The following is a 23,413-nucleotide window of genomic DNA, read 5'->3' as shown; positions in this document are numbered from 1 at the left end:
ACATATCTGTTGCCTTTTTTACAATAACCCCTATGTATTAAATATTGCATATCTCAAAGTTACTAGTGTTGTCTGAATTATTACCCAAAATTAATTTTTATGAAAAAAGACTTTTCTTTTCAAGATAATTTTAATATAATTTAATTGATTGCTAAAACTAATTACATAATATTTTTATAAAAATATTCTTTTAATAAACTAATATAATTACTTAATAATATAGGGAGTGATTTAATGTTCAATCTTGATAATTGTGTTGCATTTATTACTAATAATGTTTCTAAGCAAATGGAGAATTATTTTAATGAAAGGTTAATCCAATTAGGTAGTACCAGAGTTCAATGGATTGCATTATATTATCTAGGAAGAAACAAATCTATTAGTCAAGTTGATCTTGCCAAGAAAATGAATATAAAAAGTTCTACCGTAGTAAGATTAATTGACAGAATGGAACGAGACGGTTATGTAAAACGTGTAAAAGATTCTAATGATAGAAGAATAACTACTCTTGAGCTAACTGATTCAGGACTTAACCTAAGAAAACAATTGCTTCCTGAAGGCGAAAAAGCTAATAAAGTTTTATCTAAGAATATTACAAATGAAGAACTTGAAGTTTTTGTAAATGTTCTAAAGAAAATGGTAGATAATATTAATGAATAATTTATTTTAAGCTTATTCATAAAAACGGCTTAATTAATAATTATTGCCATAATATCTATATTAGTATCTCCTTTGACAAGAATATATAAAAACCTTTAAAACATTTCTGCTTTTTCGTTAGATAATATACGTACTCCTTTATTATAGGCTATTTCAATACAATTTCTAGCTAGTTAATATCTAGTTAGAAATTGTATTTAATAATAATATGTATCTATTCTTTTTTTATTTGTTTACCAGTGTGATCCATATAATAGTTATCTCTAATGATTAATTCAGAGATAGGAACAATTTCATAGCCTTTTTCTTTTAGAGCATCTAATATAGGTCTTAATGCTTCTGGTGTGTATTTGGCATCGTTATGAAAAAGTATTATTGAACCATTTGATAAGTGTTTATTTTGAACAACTGTTTTTATTTCGTGGTCTACCCCATATTCCTTCCAATCTAGGCTATCAACATCCCATTGAATAGTATAATACCCACATTCTCTAGCTGTCTCCACCAACTTATCATCATAATCTCCAAAAGGTGGTCTAAATAATTCCATTTTATATCCTGTCAAGTTCTTAACCTTTTCATGGGCTTTCATAAGTTCGTCTTTGATACCTTCTTTTGATAATTGTGTCATATGAGGGTGCGTATTTGAATGATTGCCAATATCATGACCTGCTTCTAGTATTCTCTTAACATCATCAGGATATTTCTCTACCCACATACCAACCAAGAAAAATGTGGTTTTAATATCATATTCTTTTAGTATCTCTAACAAATTTTCAGTATCATCATTTCCCCACGCTGCATCAAAGCTAATTGCAATCTTCTTCTCATCTGTATTAACACAATAAATAGGTAATTGTTTCTTACTCGATGATAACGTAGCTATTGTTTTTTCAATCAATACGTTACTAAGCATCATTATTGCTAAAATAATTAACAATACACCTATAACTCTAATCAAAACCTTTGTATTTAGACGTGTTCTATTCATAAACCTCCATCACACTTCTATAAATCTTTATTATATTCTATTCAGGAATCATATAAAAAATTAATAAAACTCTAATTAATCATTATAACAATTCCAATTGTTCAATTTCTTGTAATCTGTAAACTGATAAAGGTGACTTTTCTTTTAGATAAGCCATATTAATATGACGTTCTTTAGTCATAACTTGTTTGTCTATAGCTACAGCATCTCTTAATCTACAGCTATAAACTATAGGAAAATAATCGGATATAAATTTCCCTTGAGCATGAGCAGTTAATGCAATAATCTGAAAGCCTAACTTATCTGCAATAAAAAATACTGGCTCTAACACATGTTTACTAGAAGCTTTTCCAAATGGATTATCTAGTATAACTGTACGGTTGTTTTTTTGTCCAATACTTAAATGTTGTTTTTTCTCTGCCAAATAATTAAGCAAACCTAAGAATAGAGTCATATTCTTACTCCATTTCTCTCCTCCAGACCATTTATTAGAATTTTCCCACGACATAGGTATTTTAGTTATTTTCATATCATTAGTTACTTTACGACATTTAACCTTAATAGTTTTATCCTTCATTACTACATTTAGTAAATTCTTTATACTTAATTTTTTTTCAATTAATTTACGAATAGATATTGAATCAGCATTACTCTTTTCACTCTCTCTGTCAAATTCATCAATAATAATGTCTATATATTTTCTTAATTCCTCTTTACCTTGAGCCTCTTCCCATATAGGAATATTAAAAATAAATATTTGCTTGTTCTCACCATCTACTTTAACACTTGTTTTACGTTGGATAACGTTAAGTTCATTAGCAACATTTTTTAGATATCCATGAATATGTGTAAGAAATGTCTGTAATTCAATATCACTTTGTCTTCTATCATCTTCTGCCACTTTTATTATATTAACAATAGTTTTGCTCATTCTATATTGATAATCTACTAGTTCTTTATAGTCATCTTTATTTTTTATGCCACTTACAGCCATTTTTCTAAGTCGGCTATCTTCAATATGTCCATTACAATATTCAATAAAAGTTTCTCTATTATATTTTATAATATTATATTTCTTATGACATTTTTCTTGTAAAATTTCCAAATCTTTGCATAAGGTTTCCATATTATCTTTCATTTGATAATTAAAATCTAATAAAACCTGTTCTTCTAAAGATATTACTTCAACTGTTTCATGTAAAATATTATGTTTGGCGTTTTCAACATCAAATCTATTCTTAATAGTAATTAATTGCTTTGTTCTAAGTTCAATATTTTGTTGTTTTCTTGTAATTTCATTTTCTAACTTATTAATCTCTGATTTTTCTTTTTGTAATATGTCTGGAATATCGTTAATATCAATGTTAAAATAATAAAATACTTTATTTTCTTCTTTTAAAACATTTATTATTTCTTCTTTCTTCCAATTTAATTTACTACAAGTCTCTTTTAACTTCTTAGTTTTTACATCGAACAGTTTAACTTGTTGATTAATTTCTTTTATTTTGTTAATAATCTCACTTATCTCTTCTTCATAATATATGTCCACTATTTTTAATGGAAAATCTGCTTCTTGTATTTTATAATCAGCATTTCTTGTATTTTCTTCTAAGCTTTTTTCTGCTCGTATAAGGTCATCTTCAATATTACTTCTACTAGCATTTATTCCCCTTAATTTATCTTTAAGTGATTTTCTTATTTCAGATAATACTTCTCTTGAAGTATTATTAAATATTGTTTCACACATTTTGACATCTTTGTATATTTCATTATCAAATATAACATCTTTTTTTCGAGTTAATTTTGCTATATTATCTAAAAGGTCAGCTATAATATCCCTAACTCTATCTAATTCTATTTTTAATAGTTTATTATCATTACTATAAGTCTCTATTAATTTCATTTTTGATCCTAGACTTTTTAATTTTGTAGTTTTTTCAATGCTTTTATTATTATACTCTATAGCTTTTGTTACACACTCTTCCAATAATTGAATTTCTTGTCTGCATTCTTCTTGCTCATTGTTAATACTATTGATCTCTTTATTTGCGTTAGTAATATTAATATCAATATTACTTTTGTTTTCTTTTAGATTAATTAATTTCTGTTCGAGCTCACTAATAGCTTTTTCTAAATCACTAATCTCTACATAAGGATATTGTATAAAAAAATCTTTTGCATTATTAAGTACACCAGTACAATTAATATACTCTTGTTCGTCTTTTTTTCTTATATTCTCTGTTTCTTTTGCCAATTGTTCATTATTCAACTTCCACTTTCCAAATTCCTTATTCGATAGATTATCTAGCCATATACTTGGAAGTATAGGTTTATTTTCACCTAATATATAATAACTATCTTCATTAACTAAATACTTTTTCATATCATCTAAGGTCATAATAAAAATAGGATACATTAATTCTTTTCTATAAGAATCTATCTTTTTCTCAACTTCTTTTTTATCTTTAGCAGTAGTTATAATAGTAATTGCCCAATATGGAAATTTATTAAACAAGATATCTTTTGACAAATTATCTTCATTAATAAGTGATTGCAAATAATTACTTCCAAGACTGATAAAACCAACTTTGTTCTTAAGGCTATTAACTATTCTTTCCATAACAGGTTCTGCACAAAAAATATCCATATTTTCATACAAATCTTGTAATCTCTTACTAAGGCGTTCCTTTAACAATGATTTTTCCTTAATTTCATTAAGAAATTTTTGTCTCTCAATTAATCTTTGTAATATACTTTCTTCTTTCGTATATATACCTGAATGTGTATTTATATATTGTCCTTGTTCTATTAACTCTTGATATAGTTTTTCCTCAGCAAGTTTTTGTTGTTTTAACTCTCTTTTCTTTTCCTCTAATTCTAACTTAGTAGAATAATATACTTCTCCTATTTTTATCTTCAACTGCCTTTGTTCATCTATTTTATTATTTAATTCTGTCTTATTACCTATAAGCTTTAATTTCTTCTCCTCTAGCGAGGTGAGTCTATTCTTCCACTCTCTAATATTTTCTGTAACATTTTCTTTATCTAATTGTATAAGCATCCCATTAGCGATTTGCTCCATACTTATATCTAACATCTCATTTTGAGCTTCTAATCTATGAATGTCTTCTTTTATCTTATCTTCCTTATTTTTAATTTCATTTAATTTAGCCTCCGTCTCGGTATATTGGGTTTCATATCGTTCGTGTTGTATATCATATTGTTGCTTATCTTTTTCTATCATTTGCAATTCATTTTCAAAATATCCCTTTAGATTACTGTTGTTTAATTCAAGCTGCTCTTTTAATTCACTAATTGATATATCTTCTTCATATTCTTGTAATTTCTGTCTATAAAGGTCGATATTTTCAGTATTAACCTTTATTTTTTCTTGTATCTTTGTCCATTCAATATTTTGTTTTCTTGATTGGAATTTATTTAGTTCCTCATAATATTTACATAATTGTTTTTCTTCAATATCAAGCTTATTAGTTTCTTTTTTTAATTGTTCATCAATAACTATTATTTTATATGACAGGTCTTTTTGTCTATATTTATCTTTTTTAATTATTAATTTTTCTTTTCTCTCTACATTTTTCCTTTGATTTTCTTCATTTTCAACAATTAATTCTTGTAAATATTTATTTAATGTTTTTGCCTTTTTCTTTTTCTCATCGTATTCCTTAAGACAATCATCATATTCCTTGTACTTTATAACAAAATTATCAACTTCTTCTTTTACATTTTTACTCTGAACTATCTTTTCTTGTAAATATTTGTTTTTCTTAAAATGCTCTCTTTGCTTTTCAAAAGTATCAACAAATCCCTTTGCTTGATCCCCTTCAATAGCTTTTTCAATAACTGGTATAAGAAGATTATTTAATAAAGAGGTAGTTGTCTTACATTCATTAAAAAATTTGTCCACATCACCTTCACTACTATTAATTAAAGCAATATTACGCCATTCTGATGGAACAATCTTAAAATGTTCTTCTATATAATTACCGTAATCAGAAATACTATTAAACACTTTTGCTTGAATATATCTATTATTCATGCGATGATAATATTCGGATATTTCACCTTTACTTGAAGGACGTTTTTTCCCATTTTGTTGTTCTATAGAAAAAGGTATACTTTCGATTTCATGTTCATCTTTCATCCCATATTCATAAGCATATTTTAGAGAACATAAAGTGTTTTTTTCAATAAATAAACTAGTAGCTGTAAGAGCATACCTTCTAGGTGATTCATTTAATATCCATTCAATGGCAATATGAGCAGGTCCACCTTCTAAAGATAAAGTATCTTTTATTTTTCTATTAGCCATATCAATATGAGGAATGATAGCCTGTATAGCTGTTTGGATAAAAACTGTTTTTCCACCACCATTTTCTAATAATAGAGCTCCGTTTTGTCCATCAAACTCAAAAAGCATATCATTATATCTTTTTGCTCCATTTTCATATATTACATTTGTAAATCTTATTTTTGAAATTGTTGGCATATTCTATCACTCCTTATTCTCCAATTGATATATAACATCTAATATACCCCTGTTATATTCGTATTCCATAAAATATCTTGCCACAATAGCTTTAGTTTTTTCTGTTAATTCCAATTCATCTGGACCTATCTCATTTACTAAATTTTGATCTAACATAAACTTTTTAACAATTGTCATAAATCCCATACGGCTTACTGTTTTAGCAGTCTGCTTTTGAACTCCTTCTTTGATATTATCCATAGCTTCCCATTTTTTTAATATTCCAGTCCAATTATATTCATATTCTTGTTCCAAATTATCAAGAGTTTCCTTGTCAACTTGATTCAGGCTTTCCATACGTTTATTAATACTATCAAGCCAATCATTTATAGTAATAAAATCTCTAGTTGAATCAGATGATTGATAACTATCATAGAATTCTCCTATAAAAATAATAATAGCAACATACATAAGATAAATGTCCATATTAAGTGATCTACCAGGGAAATATATTCTCTTTATATCACTATTGGTTATATGATAAATGGAATTTTTGGTTAGAGGTACTAAATATATATAGTCAGCAGCAGTAATTATGGTACAGTCTACCTCTATAGCGAATTCCATTACTAAACTTCTTACAGTTTCATCTGTAAAAAATTCATTACATTCTGTTTTTAATACTTCTCCATTAGCATTTAATTTGGAAAATATTTTAAATGCTTCAATTACCAAGTCCTGATTAATCATCTTCATTCCCCCTAGTTCTATTAGCATATTTCTTAGACAATAATTACCATCATAAGTTATTTCATCTGTTAATTCAGTAGCTGTTATAATATCACAAATATCTATCAACTTTTTAAAAGCTAATGCAAAAACATGCTCCCTACTATTAGCTATATCTAATATATTTATAGGTGATAATTGATGTAATATAATGAAGAAATCATAAAACTCTCTAGTACTAAACAATGAATGTTTGTGTGTTTCAATTATTTCTTTTATTGTGATGGTCTTTTTATCTTTCATTAATACTAATAATTCTTCAATTATATATGAGTATAATCTTTGTTGTCGTTCTAAAATTTCATTAAGTTCTTTTTCATTATCAACATCTATATAACCTTCATTTTTTAACTGTTCTTCTTCTCTTCTTATCTTTTGTTTTTCAAATATTGTTAATAATGACCAAGTTGAATAATTTTTTAGTTTTAAAAAAGGACTAGCCAATATCTTACCACTTTCAAAAGGTAACGGAGTATTCATATATTTTCTAGTTATTTCTTGATCAAAATTAAAAGACGTCAATCCTACGAAATAAAGAGATTCTGTAGCAGATTCAAGTGCTGTTGTTTTTAATTCAATGCTTTCTTCTAGCAAAGTTGCATGCAAGTAGTGGACATTTCCAAGTTCATTATCTATTTTAACTATTTTAACTAAAGCTTCTTTTTCTTTTTTAGTATGCCCTGTATTATCATCTAACCTTATTTTAGTATCTCTAATAAATTCCATTAGTTCCTCAAATTCTTCGTGTTCTCTTGCAAGTCTCCTATTAATATCATCTATTAGCTCTTTATATCTTTCATAAGTATCATCAGAGATTATGTTTCTTTGAATATCATGTTTTATATTATGTATTTTATCTTTTATAGTATTTACATTAATCCGCATTTCGTCAATCTGTCTTAATGCACTGGAAAATTCACCTTTTTCTAATTGTTTTCTCAATAATAACTGGCTAATAGATATCTGAAACTCACTATAATACTCTTTAGTTGCAAAAATAAGTTCTAACCCTTGTTCGTCTAAAACATAATATTGTATATTTCTAACACTATCCCAAGAATCAGCTTTTAATATTGAATAATCAACATAATCCATTACTCCAGTTTCATAATTATAGAATTCTCTCCTATTTCTTTTTCCTGATGAAGGACGGAAAACATCAATAATATTTTTACTTATTTCAACGAAACCTGCTTGATCTAGCTTTATCTTATTAAGTGATACCCCTTGAAGATAATTTGCTAATTCCATAATACCTGTTTTTTTGTTCCTTATGAGCATATTTTCAAAGAAAAACATCAAAGTTAGTAATCCTAAGCCAAAAAAATCAATGGAACTACCATCGTTATCTTTTTTCTGTTTTTTCTCTAAACGGAATAAACAGTCAAATAACGCTACTCTCTCTATCCTGTCCTTATATCCTTTTGTCACATTACTATAATCCATAATTCTTTCATCCTTTTAATAATTTTAATAGAATATTTTTGCTTAAAATTTCTTGTGGATAATATTCTTTATCTTTTAATACTTTTTTAATTATTTCTTGCTGCTTAGTAGGAAAATAACTAATAAAATTATCAATTGCATCTTCATTCATGTTTTGGTTTTCTTTACCTTTAACACTTCTATAATCCATCATGGCTGTATAATAATTAATAGCAGGTTTAACATTAATCTTTTTAGTGAGACTATCAAATATACTAAGCCCCTCGTTATCCATATCTCCAAAATATTCGTAAATATGTTGACCCTTAATATTAAACTGCTTGCTAAGTAGTTTAATATTAGAAATAATTTGCCAACCCTTACCATAGATAATAGTAGAGTATTTCGATTCATTTATATAATTAATTAAATGCAAAAAGGGAGTCTTATTTTCAATAATTAAATGATAGTTTATATCTTCATTACATTTATTTTTATTAATAGCAAAAGATAGAGGTTCAATACGTTCATAGAATAATAATCCATCCCACAAATGCAGTCTTTTTAATACTGCTTCCCCACCTTTATCTTGTATCCATTTTTCATCTCCAACCATATCAAAAGACAATTCAGGAATGAATTTTTCTTCTTTCATATCTGAATTATTATTAATATAATCACTTATTAAATCAATATAAGGCTCATCTTTATTAAATATGTTTTCATTTAATGAAAAATAATCTTCTAAACTTAGTTGTAGATTTATTTCTAATTGTTTTTTATATAAACGAGTATAATAGCTTTGGTGAAAATAGGGTTTGTTAATTCTATATTTATAATAAAGAGGTATTGTCATATTATTAAGACCTGATTTTTTTACTGGCGCTATACCACCATTCACCTCTATGCTTTTTATGATACTTGCTAACTCACTATAACTTAAACTATTCTCATAAATTTTTATCATATCATCTAGGTGTACATAGGTTTTTTTATAATTACCCAAATACTCTTCTAATCTTTTTTTCAATTAATAAATCACCTTTCTTTCATATATCAACAATATTCACTCTTATTATAGCATATTATATGTAACATCATAAATCTGCAAGTAAAAAAGTTTCATATTTTCAATAAAGATAACATGAAACTTTTTTATATATTATACTTAGATTCCAATAACTCTTGTTAAGGTTCAACTAATCTACAGTTACTCCAAAAAATTCTGATATTTTATATTTCAATACAACTCTTGTTAAGGTTCAACGAATACAGGACCTAGAAAAAGCAGACATTAAACTATTATTTCAATACAACTCTTGTTAAGGTTCAACCCACCTTTGATAAAATATCTATTAGTAACTTTATCTATTTCAATACAACTCTTGTTAAGGTTCAACTCCTCAAACAAAGGTCTTAAACTTAACCCCATTAAGATTTCAATACAACTCTTGTTAAGGTTCAACACATCGCCATAAGAAAGGCTATGTGGATTACTTCAATTTCAATACAACTCTTGTTAAGGTTCAACTTACGCTGGAGAAATAAATGGAAAATATATCTTGAATTTCAATACAACTCTTGTTAAGGTTCAACTAGAACCCCTATCCTCTACTATTTCAATACCATTTTCATTTCAATACAACTCTTGTTAAGGTTCAACGCTACGTTGCCCATAACATCTAGTAATTCATTTACTATTTCAATACAACTCTTGTTAAGGTTCAACCTTTCCTTGTTTGCTAATCCAATACAAGCAGCCTTATTTCAATACAACTCTTGTTAAGGTTCAACCCAAGGAAGTAGTCTGCTGATGTGTAGGTATTCATATTTCAATACATCTCTTGTTAAGGTTCAACTTGTCACCTATTTTCTCTATATTATTATATATTAAATTTCAATACAACTCTTGTTAAGGTTCAACTAATTTTCCATTACCTAGATTAATAGGTTGTTTAAAAATTTCAATACAACTCTTGTTAAGGTTCAACCAGGTAAAATACGCTAGAAGCCAATATGCTTTAAGCAATTTCAATACAACTCTTGTTAAGGTTCAACAATATTACCTCTCATACCTGTAATTGAACCATTAAAATTTCAATACAACTCTTGTTAAGGTTCAACCAGAAGCAGTAAAAGACCGTCCCACAACAGCACAATTTCAATACAACTCTTGTTAAGGGTCAACTCTAACAGTTGGACAGGATAAAGGGTGTTGGTCTGATTTCAATACAACTCTTGTTAAGGTTCAACTTATTTAGCAATTCAAGTACCTCTTTGTTGTCCTCATATTTCAATACAACTCTTGTTAAGGTTCAACAGACATGGGCTATGTATCTTACTGTGTCTTATGTGAATTTCAATACAACTCTTGTTAAGGTTCAACATGAAGATTTAGAAAACAAAGTATTATTACTAGAAAAATTTCAATACAACTCTTGTTAAGGTTCAACTTATTTTGGTATATTGTGGGTGTCTCGTTAAAATGTATTTCAATACAACTCTTGTTAAGGTTCAACAAATCCGTTACTACAGAATTGGCAGTCCAAATTTGAATTTCAATACAACTCTTGTTAAGGTTCAACCAATACAAATCCAACATTCTCTATCTAATATTAAAGCACAAATTGCCTAAAATATCAACTTTTTCTCAATTTTTTCCAACTAAATTATCCAAATAATATTTTAATCCCAAAAACAACCTTAAACGTAGATAATTAGCTAGATACCGCTTTTTTTAGAATTTTCATACCTGGAAAAAATCAAATAACATATTATATAATACAATAGGCCTAAAAGCTTAATTCATAACTCCAGATTTTCTTAGAACAGGAATTATTATAGTTGAAGAATAAGCAGCTATAATAACTAGTATAAAATCCTTTATCATAAAAGGTATCATTGATTTAAATATACCTACTAGAGAAGTTGGTTTATTAAGATATAAATCTTTTATAAAATAAAGATACACATTACCAATGATATAAATGGCAGCAAATCCAACTATAGATATACCTAAAACTTTAACAAAATTAATATCCTTTTTATTGTTTAATAAGATACCTACAATCAATGGAGCAACAGCAAATCCTATAATATATCCAAAAGTAGGATTAAAAATATAAGCTATACCCCCTCCCATAGTAAATACTGGAAGTCCTACAAGACCTAAGAGTATGTATATTAATTGAGATAAAAACCCTGCTTTTGCCCCTAATAATAGGCCTGCATAAATACTAAAAAATAGTTGAAATGTTAAAGGCACACCAAAAGGTGTAGGTATACTTAACTTAGCTCCAACTACCATTAACGCTGCAAAAATACCAATCATAATCATTTCTCTAAGTTGTAATTTCATAATTTTATCTCCTCATTAATTTAATTAATTGTATTATACATTTGTTAATCCACATTGTCAACTATTATAGAATAAAGGTTAACAATTCTAAATCAAAAAATGCAAAGAATATATTTAATTACCCTTTGCATTTTCTATTTATATATCTATTTAACTATAATCAATTAGTAACAACAGATTCTTCTTAATCTTCTCTACTTTTAATCTCATTTTTGTTGATTCTTATCATCCACAATGTGGATACACCTACAATCAAAGCACATATTTTCCATGCAGTAGAAAAACTTGTTGCTTCAAGAACATGTCCCATTACTAATGGTCCTACACTAAAACCTGCTCCCATGATAATAGGTAAAACTGAACTCATCCTTCCCCTATGAGTAGCAGGCGTATGATTCATAATAAACGGCATTACACTTATAGCTTCAAGTATTTCTCCAAGAGTGAATATAAATACCGATGTGAAGAATGCTACTTTCGTTGAGATAAATCCTAACATACCAAATCCTATTGTAAATAATATACCTGCATAAAATACTCTTATTATATTAGTCTTTTTACCAAATAATGAAGTCAGCACAGGTGTTAATACAACAACAATAACTGCATTAAAACTTCCTAAAGTACCATACAAAGCTGCTCCATCAGTTAGAAAATTACTTTTTGCATGTAATGGTAACAAAAAGGACCATTGAGAATACACAAATCTATAACCAAAAAGTGCCAATGCGAATGCAATAAGTATTGGTCTAGAGAATAGTACATTTAGTATAGAGCCTTCTTCTTTCTTTTCTAATTCACGTTCATTAGGTATCTCTTCATAACTATTATGTAGAGTCTCACTAACAAATAATCCTATAAGTGCAACTCCAATTAAACCAGTTACAACATCTATTAGAAAAAACAGCTTTAGATTATATTCAAATAAAGTTCCTGCAAAAAGCATGGCAATTGCATAACCAAAGTTAAACCCTAAATAATTAAGTGAATATGCCCCTTCTCTCTCTTCAGGAGTAGTTAAATCAGCAGTCATTGCATCATGAGCTGGCCCAGCTATACCAAATAATACTCCAGACAATAATAGTAAATAAGCCATTAACATAGTAGGTTGTATAAAGCAACAAGAACCATAGCATAATATACCTAGTGTCTCAAAAATAACTATAAGTTTCTTTCTACCTATAACATCCGATAACTTCCCACCCATCAAGCTTGATGGTACATATAACAACCCGCCGATCGCTATGAAAGTTCCTGTTTCTCCTTCCGATAAACCTATTTTATTATTTAATAATAATGTTAGAAATGGGAAAACAAAAGCTCCCATTGCATTTACAGTTTTTGCTATAAATATAATATATATTTCTCTTTTTAATCCTCGATATGGTGCTAATATTTTTATTAACCTCTTCATAATCCTAGCCTCTCCTTTTATGTATTAGTTCTTGTAATAGAAACTTTATAAATGAACCCACTTTTCAATAAATTCATATGAAAAAGATTATATGTTTGGAAAACAACTTTTTCTACAATATAAAAAGCCATGTTAACGCAACCCATGGCTAGATGTCTAAAAGGTATGTATAATAATATAAGATTCACTTCTAAAATTATATAATGATATACATACTATTGTCAAGAATCATTTGTAATAATCCATCGTGTGTCTATAAACACTTACATATATACAATTTATAGCTATATAATTAACACAATTTTATATATATGAGCATAGATGTATAATATAATAACAAAACAGGAGCAACACAATGAACAAATATAATAAGTACATTATAGTCATTAGTATTGATGCATTAAATGCTCACCATTTTAATTATATAAAAGACCTACCCACTTTTAAATCATTCATCTCAGAAGGCTCTTATGTGAGAAATATGTATAGTATATATCCTAGCTTAACATATCCTTGTCATACTTCCATAATAACCGGCACATATCCTAATAAACATGGTATTGTATCCAACAAAAAATGTCAGCCAGAAAGATCTAAAAACCCAGAATGGTATTGGTATGAAAGCTCCATACAGGTTCCAACTATCTTTGACTATGCAATGAAACAGGAATATACATGCGCTTCTATATTATGGCCAGTAATGGCTGGTGCTTCTATAACATATAACATTCCTGAATTATGGCCTATAGAACCTAGTTGTTTTATAAGTAATTATATAAAAAACAGTAGTAAAAAACTTATTATTCCTGCATTAAAAAATGTAAAATTAAGTTGTTCAGTTCAACCTACTTTAGATAATATAGCTGATAATATTTCCAACTATCTAATCTTAAAAAAACAACCAAACTTATTATTCATACATTTTACTCAACTGGATTACACTATGCATAGACTAGGTACTGAATTAACTAAAATCAAAAGTATATTAAATACTATGGATACTCGTATAGAACGACTTATTAACTCTACAAAAAAAGCTAATATATATAATCAAACAGACTTCATAATATTAGGTGATCATGGTATGAATGACTATAAGAATTATATATGTATTAATTCTTTTTTCAAAGAAAAGAAATTAATAATAACAGATGATAAAAATAGAATTATATCTTGGAAAGCATTCTGTAACGCATGTGGTGGTTCTGCACAGATATGTATCAAACCTAAAGAAGATATACAATTATACAAAAAGGTTTATACTCAATTATTAGCATTACAATCTAATCCTGAAAGTGGAATAAATAAAGTATATACAAGCATAGAAACCAATAGATTATTCCACCTAGATAATAGCTTTCAGTTTGTTCTAGAAGCTAAGGATGGCTATGTTTTTAATAATCACATATGCAATCAATTGATAATCTCTAGAACCAGATTATCAAGACCTCATATAGCTGATCACGGTTTTTTACCTATTCATCCTAATATGAGAACACTTCTTTTTGCAAAAGGTAATAACATTAATAACACTTATGTACCACAAGCTACACTGGTTGATGTAGCACCAACCATAGCTAAGATAATTAATATACCAATGAAAAACATTGATGGTAAATGTATATATTCTCTATTAAAACACTAATCAATCGTAAAAAGAGCTGCCATTATTTATCAAAATTATCAGTTTTACAATTACAAGCCTTCTGGCAGATCTACTTTTTTTAATTTTATTTCATCATTAGTACCTGTTCCGTAATGTACTCCTTTATTAACAATACTAGCTACTCCACTAGTTATATCAACCATTTTATTTACAAATGATTCTTTCTTGTTATATTCAACTAATACTGAGTAACAAACTTGATCCACATACTGAGTATCATAGATGATATAATTATTCTGTAATATTTCATATTGTACTTTACCTGATAAAGTATAGTCCACTTTCACATCCATTAAATAATATAATATATTCTCTTCAACATTTGATGCTTCTATTCCCAGCTTAGCACAACCACCATAAGCTCTTACAAGACCCCCTGTACCAAGTAAAGTCCCTCCAAAATATCTAGTTACAACAACTATTACATTATGTAATTTGCTACCTCTAATTACTTCTAAAATAGGCATACCAGCAGTACCGCTAGGTTCCCCATCATCACTACATCTTTCCAAAGGCTGTTTGAGTCCTATAGTGTAAGCAAATACATTATGAGTTGCATTCCAATATTTTTTACGTATTCCTTCTAAAAAGTCTTTTATTTCTTCTTCTGTTTCTACATGTGTTATTGTGGCTATGAATCGAGATTTTTTCTCTACTAATTCAGCTTCATTATCTTCATATATAGTCAAATATTTTTCTACCATACGATATCATCCTTATACTTCTTATTTATTACTAAAATTTCTTATTTTCTATCCAATCAGCAATATCATCCAACATTTTTTGTCTTTCTTGTGATAACTTATTATTTCTTAACTTAACTGCTATCTTTGAAGAATTATATTTCTCCTGTATAAACATATTAGGTAACAATCCAATAAAATCTTGATCTAAGCAGTCTGAATATATTGCTACTTCATCTATTATAGCATTTTTAGTATTTATATGAATCTGTATTTCTCCCCAATTAAATCTTGTTTCAAATAGTACTTGAAATTTGGCTGCTTTGCCATATCTCCAGTCCCATGATGCATTCTTTTCATATAGTCTATTAATATCTTCATTATTAAACCACTTAGGATCTTTCTCAGTAATTATACCATCACTTCCATGTGCATATTCATCAGCAAAACTCTTAATACACATATCACTAACAATCTCAGTACTTAAACCTTCATAGAAACTTACTAAGTTAGTAACTCTTGACTTAACTGATTTTACACCCTTTGAATTTATTTTTTCTTTAGAAACATTTAGATATCTTGCTAGATTACTCATGTTTTCATTAATAAGTAGAGTACCATGATGTAACGAAACTGTCTTGCCGTGATAAAATGCATTACCAGAGAATTTCTTATCATGGACAGTTAAATCATTACGACCAGTAAGCTTACCATGGATACCTAGTTTTTCACACATATTCAATATTACTGATAGCTGTCTATTCAAGTCATAATCAGATTTATTCATTACAAATGAAAAATTAAGATTTCCAAGTCCATGATAAACAGCTCCTCCTCCAGTTATTCTTCTTGATAATTTGACTCCTTCATCTTCCAAAAGTGATATATTACATTCTCTCCACGGATTTTGATTTTTACCTATGACTACAGTTTTATCATTTTTCCATAAATATAAAATACATTGATCTTTTTCAAGATTCCTAACCAAATATTCTTCAATAGATAAATTCTTCCATGGATCTAAGCTTGTACTTATTACAACTTTTACTTGTTTCATAAATACCTCCTATAGGAATAAATATTTATTATATTTTACTTAATGGTTATAATGATTGCTCATTTACAGTACATCCAATTAACATTGATAAGAGAAATGCTATTAAAACATATTTGTACATAATCATACTCCTTTATTATCTTATCATCGTTTATTTATAATATCTAAAATCACAAACTTTACACCCACTTGCAATAGTCTTATTTCTAACAAATTTAATATCTTTCATATATTTTGCACTAACATAATCTGTTTCACAAAATGCAACACATATTTCTTCTGCTCCTTGTTCTACTAACCAATCATATAATCCACATTTACATATATCAAAAGCAATATATGCATCTGACTTACATCTTTTCATTTTCCAGCCATTTGGTTCAGTAAGAGAATACATGTTTTTCTCTAATAATTTTTTTATAAATTTATATTTTGAAGTTTTAGAAATGAAAAATAGTGTAATTCTAGAGCTTTCTATAACCTTTGCAGTTATACCTTTTAATAGTTCTGTCAAAATATTAACAGATGTTTCTTGTTCCATTCTAAAATCATCTCTTAATGTTCTATACATGGAAAGTCCCAATACACCATAGTTAAAATTCTTTTTATTTAAATTCTGTTTGTACTTCCTAGCATATGGTTCAATATTTCTGTAATTTATTAATGTTTGATTGATAAATTCTTGCATTTTTTCTTTGCCTATATTTTTTTTAATCACTTCATTGGATAACTTTAGAACCTTTTGTGCTTGTTTAATATTCATAATATTCCCCCATTTAAAATATATTAAAACTCTTTCCCCATTAAGTATACCTCAAACAATAATAATTATCAATATCACATATACTTTTCTTTATATCCCCGTTCAATCAATTCATTCGTACTCTATTAGATTCTTCTATACGTTTTATCTGAACATTGATAAAGCCAAAAAATTGATTTTTACTTCAACTTTTTGGCTCTTCTTTTCAATCTATTTTTTGAATTTCTTATATATAACTATTCTACTGTAAATATTTTATTCATAATTAAAGCAGTTGCGCTATGATCAAACATAATATCTTTTTTAGGGCGAATAATTAATTCTACTCCATATAATCTCTTATCAAATATTATACTTTGTAACTTTTCATTTAATTTTTCTAATGCACAATCATAGTAATCAAAAATTTCACCTGCTAAAATTATTGTATTAGGGCTAATGATAATTTGTAAGTTAGCTATAGCAAAAGCTAATTTTTCTAATACATCATCTATTATATCAGTACAAACTTTATCTCCATTATTACCCATTTTACAAATTTCAAAAATATTAATCTCACTATCTTTTATCTTTTTGATTTCTAAGTATTGTTTTTCAATTGCAGACTTGGATACATATGCTTCTAAGTGTCCTTTACCACCACAATTACATAAAACACCATTAGGGTCAACTATCATATGACTTATTCTTCCAGCAATATTATTTTTTCCTCTTACAAGTTCATTATTACATATAATACTGCCACCAACACCTTCTCCCATATAAATATATAAGATATTATTCTTCTTATTATCTTTAATATTATTAGACAAGAAAAAGTTTCCAAATAACTCAACGTTTATATTGTTGTCAATAATAACTTCACAGTTATATCTGCTTTGTAGAAAGTCTTTTACCTTAATATTTCTAATAGGTTCTTTATAATAATTAAAATAGCATCTTAATATAGTACCAGTATTATAATCAACAATTCCTCTTGAAGCTATACCAATTCCCAGAATTAATTCTTTTTGTATTTTAGTAATATTTAACGAACTGGTAATAAGTCTATCAATTGCATTTAATAAATCCTTTTCTGACTCAATTTCATCAAGTCTATTTATATTTCTATATATTATATCTGCACCTAGATTAGTTATACATATATATATTTTTGTCTTAGTAATACTAATACCAACTATATATCTTGCATTTTTATTTATCACTAATTTTATTGGTTTTCTACCAACACTTGTTTCCTCTTTGCCAATTTCTCTAATTAACTTTTCCTTTTTTAAATTTTCTACTATTCTTGATACAGAAGGAGCAGAAATCCCTAATTTTTTTTCTAAATCAGTTCTTGAAACAGGACCATTTTTTAAGATATAACTATATATTTTTATTCTATTTCTAGATTTTATTTGAGATTTCCCTTTATTTTCAATTTTAAACATTTGATTTTCCTCCTAATGCTTGTTATCCCTGTTGCTTAACAAATTCTAATTATATATTTACTAATTTCACTGCAACCACTTTTATGTAATATATTATAGCAGATTATTTGTTTGGGTGTTAGAATTTATTGTAAGTATAAATAATCATATTACAAATATATTTTACTAAAGACTACTAATGTTATAAATTCCAACATAAGGAGGATACTAAAGACTATGAAAATCTATCTAAAAAGGTTTTTTGGCAACATATTTAGATATAGTAATCTTTGAATCTCCTTGTTCTTGAATAAAACTAACAGGAAACTGTGCATCAACCTCACCATAAAGAGCACGTCTTACTACTGATCTATGCCAATCTCTAAACATATATAAACGAATTTTTCTAGCACTAAGAATCTCTTTCATTCCAATAGTTATACACCATTTTGGGAAAATATTTATAGCACCACCTAAAGCACCAGCTGCATTTATAGCTCTAGTTTCTCTTGAAATCTTCAAAATTCTAGTGCCCTTATTTTTAAAATCATCATTAGTAATATTTTCATCGGTTTCTGGTGGCTCATTAAATGCAAGATGACCATTTATACCTACTCCACCAAAACATATATCAACTCCACCAAGTTCTACCATTTTATCCCATATCTCATTTTCTTTACCTGGTTCAGGAAAAAATCTTTGATTTGCAGGAATATTTAACTCATCATCAATCTTACTATAAACTTCTCTCTCCATAAAACCTCTAAAACTAAGATGATTATCCTTATCAATCATAGTCATATCATCATTTAAATATTCATCCATATTGAAAAAATATACATTTTTAAGATTAAGACGATATTTATTAACAAGCATTACAAATCTTTTATACTGGCCTATAGGGCCTACAGGACAAATAAATACTGTATTTTTACCTATTTTATTATTCTCATATATCTCATCAAACATAATCCTAGCCATATCATGATACATATCATCTTCTGTATCCATTATCTCGAAATCAATTTTACTATTTTCTCCTAATTCATTTTCTTTTAAGCTATAATAATCTTTCATTATGCCAAACTCCTTATTTTATATTTTTTGTAACAAATGCTTTATTTATTAAACCAGATAGGGCTAGTCCAGCCTATATGTCCATTTTCTAGAATAACTCTTATATAGTAATAAGTATTACTTTCTATTTCTTTATCATCAATAAAAGTTTTATTTATATAATTATCGCTACTATCACTTTTAATAAATACTTCTCCATTTTTAATTATTTCTACTTTTTTTATTTTATCTGGTGCAACAACCTTAATATTAATGTTTCTTACTTCATTATTATTTTCTATAGTACTTCCCATATCATATCCATTAATATCAAATTTAATAATCAATCTAGGGTGTGTGGATGCTATAGTCTTACGATTGCTTAAAGCATTAAAAATACTCTCTCTTGTTTTTTCTGAAGCATAAACTCCTGTAATACCACCATAACCCGGCTTTCCATCATGTCCATCACTACTTGCTGTAATACCCCATTTTTTCCCATTATTCAGAAAGTCAACTACTGTATTACCTTTTACGTTAGCTCGTGCTTTTAAAATCATTGGATGATTTTCATTTTCAAATCTTCCCCATTGACTTGAGAATACTTCACATATTACCTCTTGCTCACTATTTTCTTCCCAATTACTATATTCAAATCCAGAATATTTCTTTTCTTGTTGATCTTTTTTAGGTCGTCCTTCACAGTATCTATGAAAATGTGGAATTGTTAAAAAGTTCTTCCCCTTATAATAACTCCATATATCTTGAATATCTGTTACATCTTCTGAAGGATAAGAATAATTATCTAGTGAGTCTCTGAATAATACAATTGTATCGCCTCTCTTACTATGCAACTCTACTCCTGGAAATGTTACTAATTCATCCTTTTTATAGTATTTATCGGCTTCTTTTCCTAGTTTTTCCCATGTTTTTTTATTAATATTTACACTTGCATCTTCATTGAATAAAAAAGTTTGCTCAGATAAACAAATATAATCAAGACACGAAACTTCTTTTGCATATAAGTAACCTTGTTTTGGAGAAGCGCCGCAATCGTTGTCTCTAATATTAGCTGTAAGATTAGAATGATTATGAATATCACCCCAATATAACTTTTCCATAGAACAATCACATACAAAAACTGCTTTTTCAACGTATAGTTCTTCATCTATTGCTGTAATTTCATAAAACCCTTCTTTTTTAACACTAGCAACAAAAGCTTCATTTTCTTCTACCAAAACTACATTCTCTTTTGTTTCTAAATTAATCAAATTTAACTTTATAGAATTTGTATTATAATCAATAATTGGATTATTAAATCTATCAACTACATTAATATTAATAATAAATTTTTCCTCTACTCTAACAACTGAATTAGTTGTTATTATAATTTTTTCGGCTTTATCAGGCACAATTTTCACCTTAGGAAAAGCATCAACCTTTTTATAATTATTATTCCCATCAGTATCTATATAAACTTCATATTCTAGATAAGTACCACCAATTTTATATGCAAATTGTGATACTCTTGATGGTGAACACTCTCCCTCTAACCAAGGTCTATCAATACCACCAAATTTTATATTTATTTTTTCCCCTTTTTCAAGACCATTTGGAAACGTAACTATAGCAATTCTATTACTATCAACCCAATCTTTTATATGAGAAAAAGCTGATGGAACTTTATCAATTCTCACATTTACTTCAATATCATCATCTTCACCAACAGCATATATATAATTTGGTTTCCAATAATCATATGTCTGTAAATATTCCTCACTTCGTTGATGTTGATATGCAGGAACAAGAATCTTAATACTACCATTAGTCTCTATTTTTTTATTTGCGATAAATTGTAATTGCCATTCAAGTTCATCATTAACTACCAATTCATCACAAATACTAACTACAAATATACCATCTTCTGTATTTGTTTTATATTCTTTCATTCATTCTACTCCTTATAATTTTATTATGTTATATCATATTATACATGATTATTTTCAATATGAAAATATATTATTAAACTTTTTTCTAATTTAATATATATATTAGGAAAAACACCAAGTCAACTGCTTAAGTCCACTGAAAAGTCTTAAGTTTTTCAGTAACCTACCAACTACTTGGTGTAATTAATTATACAAACCTTTTCTATGCTTGTTTTTGTTTTTTTTGCTTTCTTTGTTGTCTTGTTAACATATACATAAACGCTACTGTTAATATTACAAATGCTAAGCTAATTGGTCTTGTAAAAAATATAGAATAACTACCTTCAGACATTACTAACGCTCTTCTTAGGTTAAACTCTACAATTGGTCCTAGTATATAACCTAATACAATTGGAACTGGAGGAAATCCTAATTTTTTAATAATATATGATAGAGCACCAAATATCAATAAAATGTATACATAAAAAAGTGTATTTTTATAAGAAAAAGCTCCTGCAATACATGTAATTAATAAAATTGGTACTAATAAAGCATTTGGTACTTTAGTTACTTTAGCAAAAAATTTAACTAAAGTTTTTCCTTGTAAAAACATAAATATGTTAATGAAAACAAGTCCGATCATAATTGCATACATAATAGGGCCTTGATCTTTGAATAAATTAGGTCCTGGAACGAGACCATGCATCATGAATGCGCCTAGTAATGTTGCTGCAACAGCACTACCTGGTACGCCAAGTGTTAATAGTGGTATTAAAGAAGCTCCTGTAACTGCATTATTACCTGCTTCAGGCGCAGCAACTCCCTCTATTGCACCATCACCAAATTTCTCAGGATGTTTAGATGTTCTTTTAGCTTCATTATAACTAAGGAAAGAAGCAACACCTGTTCCAATCCCTGGTATGGCACCAATAATCGTTCCTATTAATGTACCTTTCAAGATAGCTGGCATAGATTGTTTAACTTCAGATAACTCTAACTTATCCCTCAAATCAACTTCAGATGCATCACCCAAATTGTCTTTATTAAAAATTGTATATACATGTCCAAGCACTATTTCTATTGCAAATAGCCCCAATAAAACAGGTATTAACCCTAGCCCAGACATTAATCTAATATTACCAAAAGAAAATCTAACAGTTCCACTCATAGTATCTAATCCAACCATTGCTAAAAATACACCAAAGCATCCTGATATAATTCCTTTTATAACATTATCTCCACAAACAGATGCTATAACTGATAATCCAAATATTCCTAAAGCAAAATATTCTGGTGGTCCAAAAGCAATTGTAAATCTGGAGATTGCTGGTGCAGCAAATAATAAAATTAGAGCACTAATTACTCCACCAATTGTAGACGCAGTTAAAGCCATACTTAATGCTTTGTTGGCTTGTCCTCTTTGAGCTAAAGGATAACCGTCCAATAATGTTGCTGCAGCTGCATTAGTACCTGGAGTACCAATTAATATAGCGGCAACTGAACCACCATATGTACCACCACAATAAATTCCAAGCAACATTAATATTGCATTAATAGGATTTAGACTAAAAGTAAATGGTAATAAGAGAACAATTCCGATATTAGCAGATAATCCTGGAATTGCACCAAAAATAATACCAACTAATAATCCTGCGTTCATAAATATAAAATTCTTTATAGTTAATAATTCAAAAAATCCACTTGCTAGATTTTCAAACATTTGTT

15 protein-coding genes and 1 CRISPR repeat array are annotated in these 23,413 nt (G+C 27.8%); of the genes, 2 read left to right on the top strand and 13 right to left on the bottom strand.

All coding sequences use genetic code 11. From position 1 onward, the window contains the following. The first annotated feature begins 234 nt into the window (after positions 1-234). On the top strand, positions 235-660 hold the full coding sequence (locus N4A55_RS04510) for a MarR family winged helix-turn-helix transcriptional regulator (RefSeq protein WP_293754311.1): 426 nt from the start codon (positions 235-237) through the stop codon (positions 658-660). 214 nt (positions 661-874) lie between these two features. Here the strand turns inward: N4A55_RS04510 and pdaB are convergent, their stop codons facing one another. The 6 genes from pdaB to N4A55_RS04480 all read right to left on the bottom strand — a co-directional run bounded on the left by pdaB (position 875) and on the right by N4A55_RS04480 (position 13,123). Beyond that, entirely contained in the window at positions 875-1,651 is a 777-nt protein-coding gene (gene pdaB / locus N4A55_RS04505) for a polysaccharide deacetylase family sporulation protein PdaB (RefSeq protein WP_293754310.1), read from the bottom strand. An 82-nt stretch (positions 1,652-1,733) separates the two neighbouring features. Beyond that, positions 1,734-6,158, bottom strand: coding sequence for a hypothetical protein (locus N4A55_RS04500; RefSeq protein WP_293754309.1), 4,425 nt, complete (start codon positions 6,156-6,158; stop codon positions 1,734-1,736). A 6-nt stretch (positions 6,159-6,164) separates the two neighbouring features. After that, positions 6,165-8,372 carry a DUF6063 family protein gene (locus tag N4A55_RS04495; protein WP_293754308.1) on the bottom strand — a complete coding sequence of 736 codons (2,208 nt, stop codon included), beginning with the start codon at positions 8,370-8,372 and terminating at the stop codon, positions 6,165-6,167. A gap of 7 nt (positions 8,373-8,379) precedes the next feature. Then, on the bottom strand, positions 8,380-9,381 hold the full coding sequence (locus N4A55_RS04490) for a Wadjet anti-phage system protein JetD domain-containing protein (RefSeq protein ID WP_293754307.1): 1,002 nt from the start codon (positions 9,379-9,381) through the stop codon (positions 8,380-8,382). A 207-nt stretch (positions 9,382-9,588) separates the two neighbouring features. After that, a CRISPR array of direct repeats spans positions 9,589-10,936; the repeat unit is 30 nt; unit sequence ATTTCAATACAACTCTTGTTAAGGTTCAAC. A 215-nt stretch (positions 10,937-11,151) separates the two neighbouring features. Further along, positions 11,152-11,709 (bottom strand): biotin transporter BioY, encoded by a 558-nt coding sequence (locus tag N4A55_RS04485; RefSeq protein WP_293754306.1) that lies wholly within the window; start codon positions 11,707-11,709, stop codon positions 11,152-11,154. A gap of 184 nt (positions 11,710-11,893) precedes the next feature. Beyond that, a complete protein-coding gene (locus tag N4A55_RS04480) occupies positions 11,894-13,123 on the bottom strand; it encodes an MFS transporter (RefSeq protein WP_293754305.1) in 1,230 nt (409 codons plus the stop codon). Between the two features lie 355 nt (positions 13,124-13,478). Between N4A55_RS04480 and N4A55_RS04475 the strand changes: the two genes are divergently transcribed. Next, entirely contained in the window at positions 13,479-14,768 is a 1,290-nt protein-coding gene (locus N4A55_RS04475) for an alkaline phosphatase family protein (protein WP_293754304.1), read from the top strand. A gap of 50 nt (positions 14,769-14,818) precedes the next feature. Here the strand turns inward: N4A55_RS04475 and N4A55_RS04470 are convergent, their stop codons facing one another. From N4A55_RS04470 to N4A55_RS04440, 7 genes are all read right to left on the bottom strand, one after another. Continuing rightward, positions 14,819-15,493: a YigZ family protein gene (locus tag N4A55_RS04470; protein ID WP_293754303.1), complete on the bottom strand. Its 675-nt coding sequence runs from the start codon at positions 15,491-15,493 to the stop codon at positions 14,819-14,821. Between the two features lie 31 nt (positions 15,494-15,524). Further along, positions 15,525-16,529 carry a lipoate--protein ligase gene (locus tag N4A55_RS04465; RefSeq protein WP_293754302.1) on the bottom strand — a complete coding sequence of 335 codons (1,005 nt, stop codon included), beginning with the start codon at positions 16,527-16,529 and terminating at the stop codon, positions 15,525-15,527. Positions 16,530-16,680: 151 nt separating this feature from the next. Further along, a complete protein-coding gene (locus N4A55_RS04460; RefSeq protein WP_293754301.1) occupies positions 16,681-17,292 on the bottom strand; it encodes an L-2-amino-thiazoline-4-carboxylic acid hydrolase in 612 nt (203 codons plus the stop codon). Between the two features lie 236 nt (positions 17,293-17,528). Then, a complete protein-coding gene (locus N4A55_RS04455; RefSeq protein ID WP_293754300.1) occupies positions 17,529-18,725 on the bottom strand; it encodes an ROK family transcriptional regulator in 1,197 nt (398 codons plus the stop codon). 228 nt (positions 18,726-18,953) lie between these two features. Then, entirely contained in the window at positions 18,954-19,781 is an 828-nt protein-coding gene (locus tag N4A55_RS04450; protein WP_293754299.1) for a glucosamine-6-phosphate isomerase, read from the bottom strand. A 41-nt stretch (positions 19,782-19,822) separates the two neighbouring features. Beyond that, positions 19,823-21,709 (bottom strand): DUF3604 domain-containing protein, encoded by a 1,887-nt coding sequence (locus N4A55_RS04445; protein WP_293754298.1) that lies wholly within the window; start codon positions 21,707-21,709, stop codon positions 19,823-19,825. A gap of 202 nt (positions 21,710-21,911) precedes the next feature. Continuing rightward, complete coding sequence (locus N4A55_RS04440) at positions 21,912-23,408, bottom strand: tripartite tricarboxylate transporter permease (protein WP_293754297.1); 1,497 nt, start codon at positions 23,406-23,408, stop codon at positions 21,912-21,914. Positions 23,409-23,413: the final 5 nt, after the last annotated feature.

It is taken from the genome of Vallitalea sp., from assembly GCF_025211055.1.
Taxonomy (GTDB): Bacteria; Bacillota; Clostridia; order Lachnospirales; family Vallitaleaceae; genus Vallitalea.
Note: the sequence above shows the minus strand (reverse complement) of the source record. Positions and strands in the feature narration are given on the sequence as shown.

Bases quoted from the DNA above. Each gene is read 5' to 3' on its own strand.
- N4A55_RS04510 (WP_293754311.1), top strand. From the start codon at position 235: ATGTTCAATCTTGATAATTGTGTTGCATTTATTACTAATAATGTTTCT.
- pdaB (WP_293754310.1), bottom strand. From the start codon at position 1,651: ATGAATAGAACACGTCTAAATACAAAGGTTTTGATTAGAGTTATAGGT.
- N4A55_RS04500 (WP_293754309.1), bottom strand. From the start codon at position 6,158: ATGCCAACAATTTCAAAAATAAGATTTACAAATGTAATATATGAAAAT.
- N4A55_RS04495 (WP_293754308.1), bottom strand. From the start codon at position 8,372: ATGGATTATAGTAATGTGACAAAAGGATATAAGGACAGGATAGAGAGA.
- N4A55_RS04485 (WP_293754306.1), bottom strand. From the start codon at position 11,709: ATGAAATTACAACTTAGAGAAATGATTATGATTGGTATTTTTGCAGCG.
- N4A55_RS04480 (WP_293754305.1), bottom strand. From the start codon at position 13,123: ATGAAGAGGTTAATAAAAATATTAGCACCATATCGAGGATTAAAAAGA.
- N4A55_RS04475 (WP_293754304.1), top strand. From the start codon at position 13,479: ATGAACAAATATAATAAGTACATTATAGTCATTAGTATTGATGCATTA.
- N4A55_RS04470 (WP_293754303.1), bottom strand. From the start codon at position 15,493: ATGGTAGAAAAATATTTGACTATATATGAAGATAATGAAGCTGAATTA.
- N4A55_RS04465 (WP_293754302.1), bottom strand. From the start codon at position 16,529: ATGAAACAAGTAAAAGTTGTAATAAGTACAAGCTTAGATCCATGGAAG.
- N4A55_RS04460 (WP_293754301.1), bottom strand. From the start codon at position 17,292: ATGAATATTAAACAAGCACAAAAGGTTCTAAAGTTATCCAATGAAGTG.
- N4A55_RS04455 (WP_293754300.1), bottom strand. From the start codon at position 18,725: ATGTTTAAAATTGAAAATAAAGGGAAATCTCAAATAAAATCTAGAAAT.
- N4A55_RS04450 (WP_293754299.1), bottom strand. From the start codon at position 19,781: ATGAAAGATTATTATAGCTTAAAAGAAAATGAATTAGGAGAAAATAGT.
- N4A55_RS04445 (WP_293754298.1), bottom strand. From the start codon at position 21,709: ATGAAAGAATATAAAACAAATACAGAAGATGGTATATTTGTAGTTAGT.
- N4A55_RS04440 (WP_293754297.1), bottom strand. From the start codon at position 23,408: ATGTTTGAAAATCTAGCAAGTGGATTTTTTGAATTATTAACTATAAAG.